The sequence below is a fragment of the Collimonas pratensis genome (assembly GCF_001584185.1).
Classification (GTDB): Bacteria; Pseudomonadota; Gammaproteobacteria; order Burkholderiales; family Burkholderiaceae_D; genus Collimonas; species Collimonas pratensis.
Window position 1 is genome coordinate 230,095 of record NZ_CP013234.1, and the last position, 17,896, is coordinate 247,990.

The 17,896-nt window shown below is 56.8% G+C and carries 17 protein-coding genes; 13 read left to right on the top strand and 4 right to left on the bottom strand.

The window, feature by feature from the left end:
* Positions 1-40: 40 nt before the first annotated feature.
* The 3 genes from CPter91_RS01060 to CPter91_RS26340 form a co-directional block, all read right to left on the bottom strand.
* Positions 41-2,263, bottom strand: a complete 2,223-nt coding sequence (locus CPter91_RS01060; RefSeq protein WP_099047149.1) for a TonB-dependent receptor — start codon at positions 2,261-2,263, stop codon at positions 41-43.
* Between the two features lie 492 nt (positions 2,264-2,755).
* On the bottom strand, positions 2,756-3,490 hold the full coding sequence (locus CPter91_RS01065) for a GntR family transcriptional regulator (protein WP_061935814.1): 735 nt from the start codon (positions 3,488-3,490) through the stop codon (positions 2,756-2,758).
* A gap of 87 nt (positions 3,491-3,577) precedes the next feature.
* Positions 3,578-3,859 carry a hypothetical protein gene (locus CPter91_RS26340; RefSeq protein WP_167595116.1) on the bottom strand — a complete coding sequence of 94 codons (282 nt, stop codon included), beginning with the start codon at positions 3,857-3,859 and terminating at the stop codon, positions 3,578-3,580.
* On the opposite strand from CPter91_RS26340, the gene CPter91_RS01070 reads away from it, so the two are divergent.
* The 6 genes from CPter91_RS01070 to CPter91_RS01095 all read left to right on the top strand — a co-directional run bounded on the left by CPter91_RS01070 (position 3,798) and on the right by CPter91_RS01095 (position 10,352).
* A complete protein-coding gene (locus tag CPter91_RS01070; protein WP_061945705.1) occupies positions 3,798-5,384 on the top strand; it encodes an ABC transporter ATP-binding protein in 1,587 nt (528 codons plus the stop codon). The genes CPter91_RS26340 and CPter91_RS01070 overlap by 62 nt on opposite strands.
* Positions 5,377-6,465 (top strand): ABC transporter permease, encoded by a 1,089-nt coding sequence (locus CPter91_RS01075; protein WP_061935818.1) that lies wholly within the window; start codon positions 5,377-5,379, stop codon positions 6,463-6,465. The genes CPter91_RS01070 and CPter91_RS01075 overlap by 8 nt, the downstream gene beginning before the upstream one ends.
* A gap of 1 nt (position 6,466) precedes the next feature.
* Entirely contained in the window at positions 6,467-7,387 is a 921-nt protein-coding gene (locus CPter91_RS01080) for an ABC transporter permease (protein ID WP_061935820.1), read from the top strand.
* A gap of 55 nt (positions 7,388-7,442) precedes the next feature.
* Positions 7,443-8,582 (top strand): BMP family ABC transporter substrate-binding protein, encoded by a 1,140-nt coding sequence (locus tag CPter91_RS01085; RefSeq protein ID WP_061935824.1) that lies wholly within the window; start codon positions 7,443-7,445, stop codon positions 8,580-8,582.
* 239 nt (positions 8,583-8,821) lie between these two features.
* Complete coding sequence (locus tag CPter91_RS01090; RefSeq protein ID WP_236906078.1) at positions 8,822-9,952, top strand: sterol desaturase family protein; 1,131 nt, start codon at positions 8,822-8,824, stop codon at positions 9,950-9,952.
* 28 nt (positions 9,953-9,980) lie between these two features.
* Complete coding sequence (locus CPter91_RS01095; RefSeq protein ID WP_061935826.1) at positions 9,981-10,352, top strand: hypothetical protein; 372 nt, start codon at positions 9,981-9,983, stop codon at positions 10,350-10,352.
* Positions 10,353-10,688: 336 nt separating this feature from the next.
* Here CPter91_RS01095 and CPter91_RS01100 read toward each other — a convergent pair whose 3' ends face one another.
* Entirely contained in the window at positions 10,689-12,119 is a 1,431-nt protein-coding gene (locus CPter91_RS01100) for an IS1182 family transposase (protein ID WP_061935832.1), read from the bottom strand.
* Positions 12,120-12,354: 235 nt separating this feature from the next.
* Between CPter91_RS01100 and CPter91_RS26345 the strand changes: the two genes are divergently transcribed.
* The 7 genes from CPter91_RS26345 to CPter91_RS25490 all read left to right on the top strand — a co-directional run bounded on the left by CPter91_RS26345 (position 12,355) and on the right by CPter91_RS25490 (position 17,750).
* The gene (locus CPter91_RS26345; RefSeq protein ID WP_150119594.1) at positions 12,355-12,966 is read left to right on the top strand and encodes a hypothetical protein; all 612 of its coding nucleotides are present in this window, start codon (positions 12,355-12,357) and stop codon (positions 12,964-12,966) included.
* Between the two features lie 151 nt (positions 12,967-13,117).
* Positions 13,118-13,777, top strand: a complete 660-nt coding sequence (locus CPter91_RS25485) for a suppressor of fused domain protein (protein WP_167595121.1) — start codon at positions 13,118-13,120, stop codon at positions 13,775-13,777.
* Positions 13,778-13,843: 66 nt separating this feature from the next.
* The gene (locus CPter91_RS01105; protein WP_061935835.1) at positions 13,844-14,443 is read left to right on the top strand and encodes a hypothetical protein; all 600 of its coding nucleotides are present in this window, start codon (positions 13,844-13,846) and stop codon (positions 14,441-14,443) included.
* A 104-nt stretch (positions 14,444-14,547) separates the two neighbouring features.
* Entirely contained in the window at positions 14,548-14,856 is a 309-nt protein-coding gene (locus CPter91_RS01110; protein WP_061935838.1) for a hypothetical protein, read from the top strand.
* Positions 14,857-14,951: 95 nt separating this feature from the next.
* Positions 14,952-15,548 (top strand): hypothetical protein, encoded by a 597-nt coding sequence (locus tag CPter91_RS26350; RefSeq protein WP_150119595.1) that lies wholly within the window; start codon positions 14,952-14,954, stop codon positions 15,546-15,548.
* A 1,258-nt stretch (positions 15,549-16,806) separates the two neighbouring features.
* Entirely contained in the window at positions 16,807-17,088 is a 282-nt protein-coding gene (locus CPter91_RS01125) for a hypothetical protein (RefSeq protein WP_061935846.1), read from the top strand.
* Between the two features lie 158 nt (positions 17,089-17,246).
* Positions 17,247-17,750 (top strand): DUF6714 family protein, encoded by a 504-nt coding sequence (locus tag CPter91_RS25490; protein ID WP_082793276.1) that lies wholly within the window; start codon positions 17,247-17,249, stop codon positions 17,748-17,750.
* Positions 17,751-17,896 lie beyond the last annotated feature (146 nt).

Sequence of the window (17,896 nt, forward strand, 5' to 3'; positions counted from 1 at the left end):
CCACCCAGGAAGTGCCGTTGCGATTGAACTGCCCGGCAGCTTAAAAATTCGACCGGAACTGTACGCCGAACATGCGCGGATCGTTGATGAAGGCGGTCCGGTTGTCGAAGTCGATGCCGCCGACCGCCACGATCTTGTTGGTGATGTTGCGGCCGAATGCAGCGATTTCATATTTGTCGCCGCCCCACTTGTAACCCACGCGCAAGCCACCTTCCAGCAACGGTTTTCCGGTGAACTCGGTCGAGTTGTACAGGAAGAAGTTGATCTTGCTGCGATAGGCCCAGTCGGTATAGAAGTACAGCTCGTCGTTGTTGCCCAGCGGGATGCCGTAGCGTGCAGTGACGTTGGCGATCCATTTCGGCGCTTGCGGCAAGGGATTGCCGTCGATCGAAAACAAGCCTGGCCTTACCTGGGTGTTGAGCATGGTGCAGGAAGCGCAGCCGGCCACCAGCAGGTTCGGATCGCGGATCTGCGTGTAGTTGTAGCTGCCGCCTACGGTCACGCGCAGGCGTTCGCTCAGGTTGGCTTCCAGGTCCAGCTCGGCGCCGCGGCCCACGGTCTTGGCCGCATTCACCAGCATGATCGAGTTGGAGTTGCCGCCGACGGCTGTCAGCTGCTGGTTCTTGACGTCGAAGCTGTAGATGCTGAAGTTGGCGCGGGCGCGGCGGTTGAACAGGTCAGCCTTGATCCCCGCTTCATAGGAAGTGATGGTCTCGGCGTTGGCGACCGTGATCGGTACCGAGGAAGAGGGCGCCGCGATACTCGGTGCGCGGAAGCCGGTGGCTACCCTGGTATAGGTGCTGACGTCATTGGTCAAGGCGTAGTTGGCGCTGAGGTCCCAGCTGACGTTCGATTTGTTTTCGCTGATCGAGCCCGGGCCGGTGAAGGTGACGTTGTTGGCGACCTCATTCGAGAAATCCTTCTTGTCCTCGGTATAACGCAGGCCGCCGCGCAGCTTCAGCCTGTCGTTGACGTCATAGGTGAGCGAGCCGAACACAGCGTAGGCCGTATTTTTCTGGCGATTCTGCAGGTAGCTGGTCTGCAGCTGGGTGGTGCTGTCGAAGTTGGAGCTGTTGCCGGCCACATCTTCGTAGAAGTAGTACAAGCCGGTCTGCCAGTTGAGCGGCCCTTCATTCTTCGACTCGACCCGGAATTCCTGCGAAAACTGCTTGTGATCGGCGACGCCGCCGCCGGTCTGTACCTGGAACGGGATGAAGCCGGGGCCGGTCGGCGTGCCGCCGTCGATGTCGCCGCGGCTGAAGTAGCTGGAGATGGTTTCATAACCGGTGATCGAGTACAGCTTGACCTGGTCCAGGTTCCAGGACAGGCGGGCGCTGCCGCCGGCGGTATGCAGCGATTGCGTGTTGAGCGCGTTGGTGGTGATCTGGGACGGATCGAAGCCGGCGACAAAACCGTCGCTGCCTTTCTCCAGGATATTGGCGCGGAACAGACGGGCGCTGCCGGTGGTGGCGCGGGCGTGGATGTTGAACAAGGCGTTGAAAGTGCCGTCCGGCTTGTACAGGAACTGCAGGCGGCCGGCGCGTTCGTCATAGCCTTCCAGGAAAGGCGTGCCGCCGCCGTCATTCTTGACCCAGTTGTCGCGGTGTTCGACCAGCGTCGAAAAGCGCATCGCCCATTGATCGCTCAAAGGCACGTTGACCGCCGCTTCGACATTGGCGGTATTGTGGGTGCCATCAGAGACGCTGTAGTAGCCGGAGACCTTGTCCAGGCTCGGCTTGGCCGAATCGAACTTGACGACACCGGCGGGCGTATTACGGCCGAACAGCGTACCCTGCGGGCCGCGCAGCACTTCGACGCCCGCCAGGTCGAACATGGGAAAGCCTTTGAGGGCGGCGTTTTCCTGCACCACGTCATCGAATATCAGGGATACCGGCTGCGAGGCAAAGGTCGAAAAATCGGTATTGCCGTAGCCGCGGATATAGAAGCGCGGGAAGGTGCGGCCGTTGGAGGATTCGATATTCAGGCTAGGCACCTTGGCCGCCAGCACGCGGATATCCTGGCCGCCGGAGTTGAGCACATCGAGCGTTTCGCCCTTGAGCAAGGTCACCGAGATCGGCACGTCCTTGATCTTCTCGACCTTGCGCTGCGCGGTGACGGTCATGGTTTCCAGCTGCAATGAAGAACCGTCCTGCGCCGCCGGACTGGCCGCTGCCGGCACTGCGGTGCCGGCGGTCTGCGCCAGCGCCGCGCCGAACGGCAAGGCGGCTCCCAATGTCAGCACCATCTTTCCTGCGCAACGCATGTGGGCGCGTGCCCTCGCTTTTTTTCCCATTTTCCATCCCTCAGTGATCGACGTTGATAAAACCGGATTTGCTTGTTTTAGTTATGACTGCTGTGCGGGCCGGCGGCTTGCCACATGCGTGCCGGACCAGAACGGATTCACTCAACGCAAAGACCGTGCCAGAATTTTTCCTGGCAGGAAGAATGGAAAAAACGATATTACGATTTGTATCGAAACATATTGTATACATACGAGGAAGCGAAATCTGAACCTACGCAACTTGCAGAAGTGATAAGCCCGGCTGCCGCACAAGCTGGCGTGTTCGGCAAAAAATAACGCCTTCTATTGGGGAGGGTCGCGCCAAAACGGGGCTGGCGAAGGTGTTGCAAGAGCCGGATTAGTGCGTGCCGGCGCGCCAAAATGGCGACATTTTGAAATAACTTGTATACACTTTATGACAGCTGGCCGAGGTGTGAATGTGCCCTAAGATAGGCCTGGAAAACGTGCCCCATGCTAGGCAAGATCGAGGATTTCAGCCAGGTTGACTTCGTGTTCGTCGTCGCTCAGAAGCAAGGCGTTTTCGATGTCGAGCAGATGCTGGTCCATCATGCGGATCGCCTGTTCGACCTCGCCGGCGGCAATGGCGTCGATCAGGTGTTCATGTTCGTGGTTGGGGCAGGCGGTCTTGTTGGGCGCCTGGTACAGGGCGATGATCAGGGAGCAGCGCGAGACCAGCTCGCGCATGAAACGGGTCAGTACCGGATTGCCGGCTGTCTCGGATAACAGGATGTGGAATTCGCCGCCAAGGCGTATCCATTTGGCGTGGTCGCCGCTATGAAAGGACGCATGTTCTTCTTTGACGATTTGGCGCAGCCGGGCAATCTGGGCGCGCGTTGCATGTTGCGCCGCCAGCGGCACGATGATGGCTTCGATGGCGCGCCGCGCCGCGAAGATCTCGCGTGTTTCCTGCGGCGTCGGCTGGGCAATGATGGCGCCGCGGTTTGGCCGCAGTTCCAGAATATGGTCGTGCGCCAGGCGCTGGATGGCTTTGCGCACGATGGTGCGGCTGACCGCGAACAGTTCGCACAGGCTGGCTTCGGTCAGCTTGGTGCCCGGTGGCAGGCGCTGGCTCATGACCGCTTTCAGCACCGAATCGTAGATTTTCTGATCGACCACGCCGCTGCCCCGGGTTGAAGCGGGCCTGGTTGCAGCAGGAGCGAGGGTGGCGTCACCGGTCTTTTTTTTCATGCGCTCTGTTTTCAATTTGAATTACCAGTCTGCAGTCATGCTACCGCAAATCAGCGCCGCCAGGCATAGGCGCGGCGGCAGGCAGGCTTAGGCAGGAATCGCGCCAGGGGGCGCATCGTGGTGCGCATCAAGAATCGGCCGGATGCACAGAAAGCCGGTTGCCGTAGTCTGGCATGCAGTTTGCTTTTGCAGTAGCTTTATGCCGGTAAAAGATTGCGCTGCAATCTGCCGGTAAGCAGCTGAGTGAGGTAGCATGACGCTTGCGTCGCGGTTCGCCGAAGATTCGTCGAATACGGCAAACGCAATCATGCTGGAATCATTTTGCAACGGTCTTTCATTGACACAGGCAGAAGAAGTGACTTCAACCATACCGCGTCTGCAGATTGCCCATATCCGCAAAGCCTATCCGGGTGTGCTGGCCAACGACGATATCAATCTCGCGGTCGCGCCCGGCGAAATCCACGCCGTGCTGGGTGAAAACGGCGCCGGCAAGTCGACCCTGATGAAAATCATATTCGGCACGGTCAAGCCGGACGCTGGCGAAATCTTCTGGAATGGCGAATTGGCGCATATCGCCAGTCCGCATGTTGCGCGCCAGCTCGGCATCGCCATGGTGTTCCAGCACTTCTCCTTGTTCGATACCCTCACCGTCGCGGAAAATATTGCGCTCGGCCTGGCGTCTGACGTCAGCATGGCTGAGCTGGTGACGCAGATCCGCCAGACCGGCGAGAAATATGGATTGGAGCTGGAGCCGCACCGTCACGTACACACCCTGTCGGTCGGCGAACGCCAGCGCGTCGAGATCGTCCGCGCCCTGCTGACCAAGCCGCAGCTGCTGATCCTGGACGAGCCGACCTCGGTGCTGACACCGCAGGCGGTGGACCGGCTGTTCGTCACCTTGCGCAAGCTGGCCGCCGAGGGTTGCAGCATTCTCTATATCAGCCACAAGCTGGATGAAATCCGCGCACTCTGCCACAGCGCCACCGTGATGCGCGGCGGCCGCGTTACCGGCATCTGCGATCCGCGCCAGGAAACCAGCGCCGGCCTGTCGCGCATGATGATCGGCGACGAGCTGGTGCGCTTGCAGCGCGAGCGCAATCCGGATTCCATGCGCAGCGAGCGCAAGCTGCACCTCAACCGCCTGTGTTTGCCGAAGGCGCATCTGTTCGCCACTGAACTCAAGGATATCGAATGCGAAGTGCGCGCCGGTGAAATCGTCGGCATTGCCGGCGTTTCCGGCAACGGCCAGCAGGAATTGCTGGCGGCGCTGTCAGGTGAAGACCGGCGCGCCGCGCCGAACATGGTGATGCTGGCCGGCCGCGCCGCCGGGCAACTGGCGCCCAATCCGCGCCGTGCGCTCGGGCTCGGCCTGGTGCCGGAAGAGCGACTCGGGCGCGGCGCCGTGCCGACCCTGGACCTGGCGTCCAACATGCTGCTGTCGCACCAGAAAGCGCCCTACGTCAAACGCGGCATGATCGATTTCGCCTATGCGCGCAAGAGCGCCGCCTCCATCATCGAGCGCTTCAAGGTCAAGGCCGGCGGCCCGGGTGCGCTGGCCAAGAGCCTGTCCGGCGGCAACCTGCAGAAATTCATCGTCGGCCGCGAACTGGAGCGCAAGCCCAGCGTGTTCATCGTCGCCCAGCCGACCTGGGGCGTGGACGTCGGCGCCGCCGCCCAGATCCATGCCGAAATCCTCGCCTTGAAACAGGAAGGCTGCGCTGTGCTGATCATTTCCGAAGAACTGGATGAGCTGTTTGCGCTGTGCGACCGCCTGCACGTAATCGCCAAGGGCAGGCTGTCGCCCTCGATCGCCATCGAACAAGCCACGCGTGAGCAGGTCGGCCTGTGGATGAGCGGTCTCTGGCAAGATACCGCGGAGGCCGCCCATGCATAAGCTGTGGCCTTGGAAGCTGGAGTTACGTGGCACGCCTTCGCGTGCCATGACTTACTGGTCGCCGTTGATCGCCATCGTGCTGACCATGCTGCTGGGTGCGCTCCTGTTCATTGCGTTGGGCAAGGATCCGCTCGCTGGCCTCAAAGTATTCCTGATCGACCCCTTCAACGGCAAGCGCGCCATCAGCGAACTCCTGCTGAAATCGGTGCCGCTGATACTGTGCGCGCTGGGCTTGGCAGTGTGCTTCCGCGCTAATATCTGGAACATCGGGGCGGAAGGCCAGTTCACTGTCGGCGCGCTGTTTTCCGGCGCCATGCTGGTGTTCCTCGATGTGCCTGGCCATGCGATACCGGGCGGCCTCGGCCTGCTGCTGATGGTCCTCGTCGGCATCGTCGGCGGCGCCTTCTGGGCCAGCATCACGGCCTTGCTGCGCGACCGCTTCAACGCCAACGAAATCCTGGTGTCGCTGATGCTGACCTATGTCGCCCAGCTGCTGCTGATGTATGCGGTGAACGGTCCGTTGAAAGATCCCAACGGCATGAACTTCCCGCAATCGAAAGTGTTTTCCGACGAGTTCATGCTGCCGATGCTGTTGAGCGGCACGCGCCTGCATATCGGCTTTGCCGTGACGCTGGTGCTGGCCGTGCTGATGACGGTATTCATGACGCGCAGCTTCCGCGGCTTTTCGCTGATGGTCGGCGGCGTCGCTCCCCATGCGGCACGCTATGCCGGCTTTTCCAGCCGCAGCGCGTTGTGGGTGTCGCTGCTGATTTCCGGCGGCTTTGCCGGCCTGGCCGGCGCCTTTGAAATCGCCGGGCCGATCGGGCAGTTGCTGCCCTCTGTCTCGCCAGGCTATGGTTTCGCCGCCATCATCGTCGCTTTCATCGGCCGCCTGCATCCGGTCGGCGCGGTGCTGGGCGGGCTGGTGATGTCGCTGCTGTACCTGGGCGGCGAGCTGGCGCAATCGCGGCTCGGCCTGCCGTCGGCCATCACCGGCGTGTTCCAGGGCATGTTGCTGTTCCTGCTGCTGGCCAGCGATACCCTGATCAATTACCGCCTGCGCCGGAAAGTGAGGATCTGAGATGGAACAATTCGCCTCGCTAATCGCAGCTTCGATCAACGCCGGCACGCCGCTGCTGCTGGCGGCGCTCGGCTTGCTGATCAACGAACGCGCAGGCGTTCTCAACCTCGGTGCAGAAGGCATGATGCTGGTGGCCGCCATCGCCGGCTTCGCAGTCGGCTACAGCACCCATAGCCCGATGCTCGGTTTCCTTGCCGGCGCGCTCAGCGGTGTGCTCATGGCGGCGTTGTTTTCCTGGCTGGCGCTGGTGCTGGCCACCAATCAGGTGGCCACCGGCCTAGCCCTCTCGATCTTCGGCGCCGGGCTCTCGGCCTTCCTCGGCCAGAGCCTGGTCGGCCTCGGCCTGCCGGCGCAAACCATGGGCATTCCGCTGCTCAAGGATATCCCCTTCTTCGGCCCGGCCTTGTTCCAGCAGCACTGGATGAGTTATCTGGCGCTGCTGCTGTGCGGCGCCATCGCCTGGTTCATCTACCGCACCCGCGCCGGCCTGGTCCTGCGCGCCATCGGCGAATCGCCGGAATCGGCCCATGCACTGGGTTATCCGGTGCGCTGGATACGCTTCGCCGCCTTGTTGTTCGGCGGCGCCTGCTGCGGCCTGGCCGGCGCTTATTTATCGTTGGTGTACACGCCGATGTGGGTCGAGGGCCTGGTGTCCGGGCGCGGCTGGATCGCGCTGGCGCTGACCGCCTTCGCCACCTGGCGGCCGCTGCGGGTGCTGCTGGGCGCCTTGCTGTTCGGCGGCGTCACCATCCTGCAGTTTTACCTGCAGGGCATGGGAGTGAATATTCCATCGCAAGTGCTGTCGATGGCGCCGTACGTGGCGACCATCGTGGTGCTGGCGCTGATCTCGCGCAACCCCGACTGGATCCGGCTCAACATGCCAGCCTCGCTGGGCAAGCCGTTCAAGCCGGATGCCAGCTGAGTAGATCAAATTAGATAGCAGGCTGACCAACCATCAACACAGAGGGAGATAAGCAATGAAGATATCACGCAGGGCATCGCTGGCCATGCTGGCCGCACTGACTGCCGCCACGCTCATGGGCTGCGGCAAGAAAGAAGAGGCGGCGGCGCCGGCTGCTCCGCCGGCCTCCGCACCGGCGCCGGCCAAGGCCGATCCGCTGAAAGTGGCGTTCGTGTATATCGGCCCGGTCGGCGACGCCGGCTGGACCTTCGCCCACGACAAGGGCCGCAAGGCAGTCGACGAAAAATTCGGCGACAAGGTAAAAACCACGTTTGTCGAAAACGTGCCGGAATCGGCCGCCGATGCAGAGCGCGTGTTCCGCCAGCTGGCGGTGGACGGCAACAAGCTGATCTTCGGCACCAGCTTCGGCTACATGGAAGCGATGCTGAAGGTGGCAAAGGAATTCCCGGACGTCAAATTCGAACACGCGACCGGCTTCAAGACGGCCGACAACCTGGCCCAGTACGATGTCCGCACCTATGAAGGCGCTTACCTGGCCGGCGTGGTGGCAGGCAAGATCAGCAAGTCGGGCAAGCTGGGCGTGGTGGCTTCGGTGCCGATTCCTGAAGTGATCCGCAATATCGACGCCTTCACCCTCGGCGCCCGCTCGGTCAATCCGAAAGCCACCACGCGCGTGGTGTGGGTCAACAAGTGGTTCGATCCGGGCAAGGAACGCGAAGCTGCCACCACGCTGATCGGTCAGGGCGTCGACGTCCTGATGCAGAACACTGACTCTGCCGCCGTGGTCCAGACCGCCCAGGAAAAGGGCGTATCCGCCTTCGGCTGGGATAGCGACATGACCAGCTTCGGCCCGAAAGCGCACCAGGCGGCATCGATGATCAACTGGGGCGTGTACTACACCCAGCGCGTCGGCGCGGTGCTGGACGGCAGCTGGAAAACCAGCACCAGCTGGATCGGCCTGAAAGAAGACGGCATCGACCTCGGCGCCTTCAATGCCGACCTGCCGGCTGACGTCAAGGCGCTGATCGCCGAACGCAAGAAAGGTATCGTCGATGGCAGCGCGCCAATCTGGAAAGGTCCTATCGTCGACAATACAGGCAAGGAGCAGGTCGCCAAGGATGCCGTCGCCGACGATGGCTTCCTGCATGGCATCAAGTTCTACGTGCAAGGCGTAGAAGGCAAAGTACCGGGCTGATCGCCCGCCGCGGGATCGGCTGCTCATGTGAGTGCGCCGGTCCGCTTCCCCACATGAGCCGGCTGCCGGCGCGATATTTATCCCAGTCGTTGCAAATTAGCAACTAACAAGTCCAGGGCCATTGCTATACTGCATCTTCTTTCAAATCCCATATCGAGACGCACATGCCTGACCAGGACCCGACGTCGAACCCCATTGCGCGCGCCAAGTCTTCCAAGATCGGCCACCTGACCACCGCCATGGTGGAAGACACCACCAGCATCCTGCAGCAGAGCGGCGAGCTGCAGCCCGGCACCGGCCTCATCACCAGCGTGATCGCGCTCAGCCTGGGTTTCCTCAGCCTGCTCGGCGTGCTTGCCTTCCATTACCCGCAATACCTGACCACGCCCGAATTGCGCCATGTGTACTCGGTCAGCCTGATGCGCCAGATCCTGTTCGGCGCCTTGCTGATCGCCGGCGTGCTGTCGCTGGCCAACATCCTGTTCGGCCGCCAGCGCTCGCTGAATTTCTCCGCGCTGCTGATGGTGCTGGCAGCCGTAGCCTGGGGCGGCTCTAAAGTGGCCGTCGGCGAATTTCCCGATCACACACCGTACATCGGCCTCGACTGGTTCATCATCGACCTGCTCGGTTCGACCCTGATCTTCGTCCTGATCGAAAAGATGTTCCCGCTGTACCGCAAGCAAGCCATCTTCCGCTTCGAATGGCAGACCGACCTGGTGCATTTCGCCGTCAACCATTTCATCATCGGTCTGGCGCTGCTGGTGGTCAACGTCATGATCCACCGCGTGTTCGGCTGGATGGTGCACGCCGATTTCCAGAACACCGTGGCCGCCATCAGCTTCATCCCGCAGCTGCTGCTGTGCATGCTGGTGGCCGACCTGATGGAATACGGGGCCCACCGCGCCTATCACGAGGTGCCATTCCTGTGGCGCTTCCACTCGGTGCACCACAGCGTCAAGACCATGGACTGGCTGGCCGGCTCGCGCCAGCACATCCTGGAACTGATCTGCACCCGCGTGCTGGTGCTGGGCCCGCTGTTCGTGCTCGGCTTCGACAAGTCGGTGGTCAACGCCTACATCATCATCGTCGGCTTCCAGGCCGTGTTCAACCACTCCAATGTGCACCTGCCGTGGGGGCCGCTGCGCTACATCTTCGTCACCCCGGATTTCCATCACTGGCACCACTCCTCGGAAGACGAAGCGATCGACAAGAACTATGCCGCGCACTTCGCCTTCATCGATTATTTCCTCGGCACCGCGGTCAAGGCCAAGAAGGCTTTTCCGGAGAAGTATGGCGTGGTGGGGGATTACATGCCGGATGGTTTTATCCGGCAGCAGGCGTTTCCATTCCGTGGCACCAAGATAGACTAGATCGTCATGACGGACTGGTGTGGAATACATGGATAGCAAGAACCAGAAGCTGCAGCGCCATCTCTACCGGGTAAGCGTGATTGTCTTGGTAATTGGATTACTGGGCGCCTGCCTGGTCTATTACTTCGCCGCCGACGGCGGCAATCACGGGCTCGGTTACCAGATGGTGGACGGCGTCGCCTATGCCACCGGCGAATCGAAGGCTTATGTGCGCGACATGGAAATGTATGGCGGTACCTCTGGCAGGCTGATCGCCGGTTTCAACCAATGGCTGGGGAGTCTTTGGCATGGCAAGCGGCTGGCATATGTATTGGCCATCGGCGCTGCTTTAATTTCCTATGCTTGCTTCTGGTTTGCGCGGGAGCTGGAATTGTTTGCGGCGGATGAGCCGGAAGTTTGATCGAAGAACTACTTTCTACCGAAAATTCTCGATCCACCTTCGATCGATTGATGATTCCAGTCAGAATTTTTCTTGGTTTGAAAGCAGGAAAGCGGATGCGGCTAGCTATTGGGTAGCTGAGGGAAACGGTTGTGAGCAGCTGGCTAGCTGATGGCCGAGTTGAAAGGCCGCATCCGGCCGAGGCCGTGTAAAAACGCTGAATCCATCAAGGGAGCCGAGATCCACGTCATTTTAACGCGACATTGTTGATAATAGAGAGCCCTGCAAACGCGGCGGCTATTTCCCTTGGCCGAGTAAATAGCCGTCTCCAAACATATCTCCTGACGCTAAAAGCGCCTATGCGCTCATCACCTTCATCAAGGTTCCCACGCCCAGCACGTTGATCATCCGCTTCATGTTGTAAGCCAGGACATGCAAGCTCATCTCGGTGCTCACTCGGGCCTTGGTTTTGGTGAGGAAGTGCGTAGCACCCATCCATGCCTTGATGGTGCCGAATGGATGCTCAACAGTTTGCCGGCGTATTCGCATCGCCTTCGGCGTTCGTTCCAACCGCTCCTGCATGGCCTCCAGTACAGACTCATGCTCCCATCGTGTCACGCGCCGTTGAGGACTTGGCGTGCATGCGGATTTGAGTGAGCACTGCTGGCAATTCGAGCTCCAATAGCGGTGCAAATTCAAGCCTTTCTCTTTGCTCGTGAAACGCCAGATCAATCGCTCTCCGGCGGGACACTGATATTCATTGGCGCGTGCGTCGTAAATGAAATCCGCTTTGCCAAACCGACCTTCAGCAGAGGCATTGGAGGTCAGGTTCTTCGGGACGATCACGTTGATGCCGGCTTGTGTGCACGCCAGGATCTCTTCTCCTTTGAAGTAACCACGATCAGCAACTACGGTCAGCGATGCGGTGCCAATCGCTTCTTGCGCTTGCCGGCTCATCGAGTGCAGTTGATCCCGGTCGCTCCCGATGTTGGTCACCTCGTGCGCCACAATCAGATGATGCTTTGCGTCGACCACCGTTTGTACGTTGTAGCCAACGACGCCTGTACCACGCGTCTTCATCGACCGTGCATCAGGATCGGTTTGGGAGACTTGTTGATCCGGCGTCTTCTGGAGTTTTAATTGGATGTCTTCAAGCTCTCGCATCTGCGCCTTGAGCGCTGCGATATTCTCATGCAGTCGAGTTGTCGTGAGTTGCTTGCGGTCCGGCTCTTGGCGATCCGCCGTGTCGAGGGCTGTCAGATAGCGATCAATGCTCGCTGCGATCTCTTCCATGCGCCGTTGCAGCTTGGCGCTGGTGAAGTTGCGGTCGCGGTTGTTGACGGCTTTGAATTTGCTGCCGTCAATAGCGACCAGCGCTTCAGAGAACAGGCCAAGTCGCTGACACAGCACGACGAACTGCTTGCATACATTGGAGATGGCACGGCCATTGTCTTTGCGGAAGTTGGCGATAGTCTTGAAGTCCGGCGCCAAATGCCCTGTCAACCACATCAGTTCAATGTTACGCTGCGCCTCTCGTTCCAGGCGACGGCTTGATTGGAGTCGATTGAGATAGCCGTAGATGTAAATCTTGAGAAGAACCGATGGGTGATAGGCCGGACGTCCTGTTTGTGCAGGCATTGTTCCTTCGAAACCCATTTGCACCAGGTCCAGTTCATCGACGAAAACATCGACTACCCGCACTGGGTTGCTATCGGCAACGTAGTCGTCCAGTTGCTCGGGAAGCAAAATGCGTTGACTGCGATCCCGCCCTTCAATGAAGCGTTTCATAGGTGTACCTCGAACAGAGTCATCTGTCCGTGTGACATGGATCGCCGCAAATCGTTTACTTCCGATTAGAATTAGCGCTCAACAGCGTTTTTACACAGCCTCGGCCACAAGAAGACGGTCAATGTCACGATTCGAAAGCAGACATACTTTCACGCATCCAGCTGCGCAAATCTATTTCACTTTATCCGAGTAGTCGAGAATTCAATAAAATTAATGTTGTTCTATTGATTTCCATATGGCAACATATCTCGATCCTCACCACTTAATTAAGCCCCCCCTCATCAGTTCGTCAACAAGGCAAAATAAGACCCCATTTAACCCTTGTTTACAACAACCATTTGGTAATCATATGACGACTATGGCCGCGATATTAAGTCCAGTTTTATTGGCATTGCTCCTGGGAGGTTGTGCAAGCCCCTACGTGGAGCCTCAAAAAGATGCTGCACAGACCACACTCCATATCGTCACGAATCACCCACACCTCACAATGTCTTCATGGCTGTATTATTCAGATGCGCAATGCTCGAAACCTCCAGGGGAGTCTCTCGGAAATTTTACAGCGATGTACGCCGGCGAAAAGAAAATTCAGTTGAAAGCGGACGAAAAAAAATATCTCGTTGTCAGGACATTGAGCAAACTATCGGGCCCGACGTATAGCTGCGGAGCCCCTCTTTGCGACAGTAAATGTTCTGTAGAATTTGAGATTGTTCCAAGTGCCGGTCGAACTTATCGCGCGACACAATCAGGAAACGGGATGCACTGCGCCGTACAAATTATTGATGAAGTGACGGGGGCGCCCGCAGAAGGAGTTCGGCAGATTCCAACAGATCAAAAATGTAAGGGATAAGCCACTGTGTATGCATTTACGGTTGATCGCGAAATGACTTTTCAAAAGCCGATACAGTCACGCGTCATTGCCTGAGTTCGGCCAGAAGCGGACGGACTGCCAGTTACAGAAATTTTGCTAGTCTTCTTCCATATTCGCATTAGGAGTGTTTGTGAGTTCACTTGAGAAAGTCTGGGAATACCGTGAGGAACAACTATACCCAAGACTATTCGGACAGCCTGGTCGAGGAATTTTCCCTTTGGACTTAGAGTTATTTTCAGAGGTCTTCGGAAACCAAGCCGTGGACCCAAGGTGGCTTCATCTCGGAGTGTTTGAATTTCCTCCAACGAATACCCGCAACTCATGGCTCTATGTTACGTCCGGAGGGTCTACCCCGTGGGAGCTTGCCCCGATAGATTACAACCCAGTAGAGTACTCTTGGTTGGGTGTTGAGTTTGTGATGGAAGTGTACGAGCAAGCTGATTGGCCAATTCAAGTTTTGCGCAGACTTCTCGCCTATCATGTGTTGGTCTGCCATGGTCGATTTGGAGATATGGCGCCGTTAGATTATGGTCATCGAGTGCCTGCCGGAGGTGCGATTGACGGAAGCGACGATTCAAAGCTGCGGTTCCTAGCAATTGCAAAGCCAAACCACTATGATGCATCTGCCCAACTTGACTCCGGGAGATTCGATTTTTTGCACGTGGTCGGTATAAGTGAAAGCGAGAGAGACTTCGCAAAATCCACCAGTACAGAGGCGCTGATTACGGCGCTGCATTTGCATAAAGCATATCCTGTCACAGCATCGAAACGAGCACCAATTCCACTGTGATTCGGCCAATGCTAGCTGGCGGCTTATGTATCCAGAGGGGCTGTTGTCGGCCAGGAGCAGGCGCTCATGCGAATCCAGATGAAAATCAAAGTACAAATGGTTATAAGCAACTTAGTGCGAATGTTTTCAAATGCATTTGAGGGAATGCCGGCTGACTTTCCGAGTTCTCTCACTAAAGCTCAGGTGCTTGCCCAATTGCAAGGACTTGCCAAATGGCGCGCTGGAAAGCTCGACATAGTGGGGTCAGTGGGTTCAGAGGCGGTCGAATTACGGATCTCGCATACCTTCAGGCGTAACAATGGCACGAGATTCCAAGGACATTTGCAAGTAGATGGGGAGCAGTTGTCATTGGTTGGAGTGTTCCAGTCTTCCGCCTACAGTCGCTTCAGCACGGGGGCCGCCTTGGGGTTCCTGGGCCTCGTGTTGTGCGGCGGCCTGATCGGTGGACTTCATACAGTTTTCACGCACGCATCAAATCTGAGCCAAGCGTTGGAACTCATCGTGTTTTTGTTGTTCTGGATGACATTGGGCGGACTGTTCGAGTGGCTATTGGTTTGGAATGCCTCTCCGGCGCGTGATGACGTCTTGGCTCTCACTGCCGCTATCCGTGAGGCACTGCACGGGGATCGGGAGGATTCGAGCAATGTGTCCAATGGCCGTTTCTAGGCAACCTGACCGTCCCTTCCGGGTTGTCACGGACTTATGCGTCGGGCCGGGTTCGGCCAGAAGCAGAAGTGTGTCAGCAACTCATTTTCGATGAACGAGGCTTAATGAACTACGTGTCAGCAGTGACTAGCGAGTCGGTAAGGATTGTGACCTCTGGAACGATGTCGCCTGACATCGAGGCGCTGGCTACGCATATAGGCTCAGGCGAAGCGCACTTGCCATTTTCCTCGAAGGTGGAACTGGCTGAAGTGCTTACCGTCTTGCAGCGTGCTAAATTCTTTTTTGCCGATGAGTTGACAGGATGGCCACCTGCTGCAGTGTTTCAGCAGCTTCGCGAAGAATCGCTCGTGAGCGGGGTAGTTTTGATGGTCTCTTGGAGAAGCCAGAATGCCCCCGTTTTTGGTGACGTGTAATCGCCAATTGCGGACGGTCGAACGTGTCTGCTAACTGGTGGCGCTTCAGATTGCTTGCGCACACGTGAACATCATTTCTATTAGGAATTTGCACCATGAAATTATCGGTCCTCCTATTGGCGCTCGTCGTGACACCAGCTTTCGCAGCGGGGGCCTTTGGCGGAGCTCAATATGTACAATCCCGTGCGAGCTACGAAGCTGCTATCCATAACTCGTCCACTTCGCCATCGTATGTCTTGATTACGGTAGTTGATGCCAGAACGGAGTTAGCGCGGTCAACTTGTACCACAGCTAATCTTTTGATGGGTGCTATTCACTTTGAGTACGGTCTTGGGTATGACAGCGCGGGTTATGTTAAGTCAGATGCGATTGCCTTATCAAACCAAACACACGTATTTCGTTTCACAAAACAAGATGCCCTTAATAACGTCCCCTTCACTTATTCAGACGGTGATATTGCCGCCGCCCGCGCTTTTTTAGCGCCGTTTTCTGCCGCCGAATTAAGAGATAAATTTTCATCTTTGTATTCAAACCAGAGATTGGCGCTTAATGGTTTCTCACGCGACGCAATCGCATGCGTTCTCATCGAACGAGGGCTGTCACCGAAAATGGCTGATATCTCAGGTCAAGTTTTCGTCGAACGATTGTCCCTGCCGCCACTTTGGAAGACAGATTTGGAAAAACCTGAATGAGCAGTTTGGGCGAAATCAACCCATCGCGGCCGGCTCGAAACGGCCAGGAGCGGCCAGTTGCAAATAATCAATACTATGTTTTCTTTAGTGACATTAAGTCTCTGCCAATTTGGAGGTTTTGTGCCGTTCAATTTGTCATTCCATACCAGCGCCACACACCGGTCGATTTTACGTTGGACGCCATGAAGCGCGCCGCACGAACAGTCCTGTGGTTTACTGCGGGAGGTATCTGCCTCAGCATTGCCGCCTGTATGCATACAGTGTCAAAGTACCAAAATGCTTTCGCCGCCACCGCTTTCGGTGACACCGCGAGCGTAGTTGTGGAACGTTTTGGGAGCCCAAGTGTTCATGAGAACAATGTCAATCGCTTCTTGAGGTATGCCGCACAATCTTGCGAAGCCCCCTGTACTGAGCGACTGTGGTGGGAACATCCCGTACTCAAAGGCATTGAGGCATGGTCAGTCGAATTCGACACAAAGGGGAAGGTCATTGACAAGGCTCACTGGGTATTGCCGTAGGTAAGATTGAAGTCAGGACCGTGATTGAGCCTTCTTGCAATCATACGCATCACTTCCATCAGGCGTACGTTCAGCAGCAGTTTTTCCATGGTGTCGGCTGCCTTTTTGCATGCCAGCGTACTTCAATTACTTTTACATGACCAATATGGAACTAGTCCCAACAAAAAAGACCGCTGTACTGGCAGGTGCCTGGGCCGCATTTGGACTCGTTCCATTGGAGCACTGGATGGATCAAAGGCTGCTATCAACGTTTCAAAATAATGTCCTGATGCTTTGTATGGCGATTATATTTCTCTTCGTCCCCGTCTTATATTTAGTGATCGGGCGAGATAATCGATTCAATCAAACCTGGTTTGTGGACCCTGAAGAAAGGGCTCGATATTGGATAGTTTCCAAGCGAATGCTCTGCTGGCTCGTTGGTGCAACGATATTTGGCACCCTATGGGCCGGTGCGTTGAGATTTTTTTGGTAGCTGGCCGCTGACGGCCGAGACCGTGTAAAAACGCTGAATCCATCAAGGGAGCCGAGATCCACATCATTTTAACGCGACATTGTTGATAATAGAGATCTCTGTCGTCTGCCAACTGACCGTCAGCAACGCCTCAGGGTGCCGGCATTCTGCGTGGCGGCGTCAACTTAGCTGGGCCAGGATCGAAATATCGTAGCGGGAATGATCGGAGGGGCGCATGATCTAAGCAAGGGCCGCAATCGGGCTGCGGACGGTTTAGGAGTGAATTGGCATGACAACTAGGATCACTGTAGCCGCTGACAACGTCAGGATCGGCGATATTATTTACAACGGACTTGTTGGTACTGGCAAACACCCAACCTACGCCTGGGAAGCTATCACCCAGGTCAATTCGGTGGATGGACTGATTCAGCTGATTACGGGCCGTCTAGACGGCCCCCACGGTGAATTCTGGTTCGAGCCGGACGAATCAGTTGTCGTGGTTCGCCACCCACCGGCAGAGCCCAAACCAGCTATCGCAAAGCCCCATAACAAGCGAGCTCACGGGCATTAGGACAGGCTTTATCCTTGGTGGTGGTTGCATGATGGCCCATTGGCACCACAAAATACACGGGCTGCGACCGGTGTCGGCAATAGCTGACCTTCGATGTTCAGTCCGCCATGTACTGTCAAGGCGGCTTGGCTAGGTACCACTTGATGATGAATTCCAAAATGAATACTGAAGAACTTTTAAGAGATATCGCGGTAACATTTCCGCCTGTCGAGAAACCTAATGGCCTGGCTATTTCTTTCCACAAAGATGAATGTTTGCAATGTGAATATTTGCGTGAAGACTTGAATGAATTTGATGGTCCTGTGCTACCTGCTAAAGCTATTCGCACGATATATCAGGAAATGAGCTGTCTTTCTGCGCAAGGATGGCGCTGGGTACTACCTTCGTATCTCACGCATTGCGTAAGTGTGGAGACCGTTTACGATGGTATCGAAACCGAATTTTTAATCTACAACTTGGGCCCCGAGCAGCAATCCCAAGATAAAACGCTCGAACGATTGTCCGCACTGAATTTCCATCAAATAGGCTGTCTCATACATTTTCTTGAATGGTGTTCAGCGCACGAACATTGGGCCGCATACTGCGCTGAAGATATTGAGAGAGCTCTATCATTTATGCGAACAGTGCAAAACATCAGAGTTATTGCCAAGCGGACATTTTAATCCTAGACTCGAGATGGCATCACCCATCCGCTTCTCACAGTTTTTATTGATATAGATGTAGATAATGATATCCATCCTCTTTCTCACACTAGTTTTGGCGCTACCCCTTGGTTCCGTGGCATTCCGGCTAATGCATGCTCCTGACG

Bases quoted from the DNA above. Each gene is read 5' to 3' on its own strand.
- CPter91_RS01060 (WP_099047149.1), bottom strand. From the start codon at position 2,263: ATGCGTTGCGCAGGAAAGATGGTGCTGACATTGGGAGCCGCCTTGCCG.
- CPter91_RS01065 (WP_061935814.1), bottom strand. From the start codon at position 3,490: ATGAAAAAAAAGACCGGTGACGCCACCCTCGCTCCTGCTGCAACCAGG.
- CPter91_RS01070 (WP_061945705.1), top strand. From the start codon at position 3,798: ATGCTGGAATCATTTTGCAACGGTCTTTCATTGACACAGGCAGAAGAA.
- CPter91_RS26340 (WP_167595116.1), bottom strand. From the start codon at position 3,859: ATGGTTGAAGTCACTTCTTCTGCCTGTGTCAATGAAAGACCGTTGCAA.
- CPter91_RS01075 (WP_061935818.1), top strand. From the start codon at position 5,377: ATGCATAAGCTGTGGCCTTGGAAGCTGGAGTTACGTGGCACGCCTTCG.
- CPter91_RS01080 (WP_061935820.1), top strand. From the start codon at position 6,467: ATGGAACAATTCGCCTCGCTAATCGCAGCTTCGATCAACGCCGGCACG.
- CPter91_RS01085 (WP_061935824.1), top strand. From the start codon at position 7,443: ATGAAGATATCACGCAGGGCATCGCTGGCCATGCTGGCCGCACTGACT.
- CPter91_RS01090 (WP_236906078.1), top strand. From the start codon at position 8,822: ATGGTGGAAGACACCACCAGCATCCTGCAGCAGAGCGGCGAGCTGCAG.
- CPter91_RS01095 (WP_061935826.1), top strand. From the start codon at position 9,981: ATGGATAGCAAGAACCAGAAGCTGCAGCGCCATCTCTACCGGGTAAGC.
- CPter91_RS01100 (WP_061935832.1), bottom strand. From the start codon at position 12,119: ATGAAACGCTTCATTGAAGGGCGGGATCGCAGTCAACGCATTTTGCTT.
- CPter91_RS26345 (WP_150119594.1), top strand. From the start codon at position 12,355: ATGGCAACATATCTCGATCCTCACCACTTAATTAAGCCCCCCCTCATC.
- CPter91_RS01105 (WP_061935835.1), top strand. From the start codon at position 13,844: ATGCGAATCCAGATGAAAATCAAAGTACAAATGGTTATAAGCAACTTA.
- CPter91_RS01110 (WP_061935838.1), top strand. From the start codon at position 14,548: ATGAACTACGTGTCAGCAGTGACTAGCGAGTCGGTAAGGATTGTGACC.
- CPter91_RS26350 (WP_150119595.1), top strand. From the start codon at position 14,952: ATGAAATTATCGGTCCTCCTATTGGCGCTCGTCGTGACACCAGCTTTC.
- CPter91_RS01125 (WP_061935846.1), top strand. From the start codon at position 16,807: ATGACAACTAGGATCACTGTAGCCGCTGACAACGTCAGGATCGGCGAT.
- CPter91_RS25490 (WP_082793276.1), top strand. From the start codon at position 17,247: ATGAATACTGAAGAACTTTTAAGAGATATCGCGGTAACATTTCCGCCT.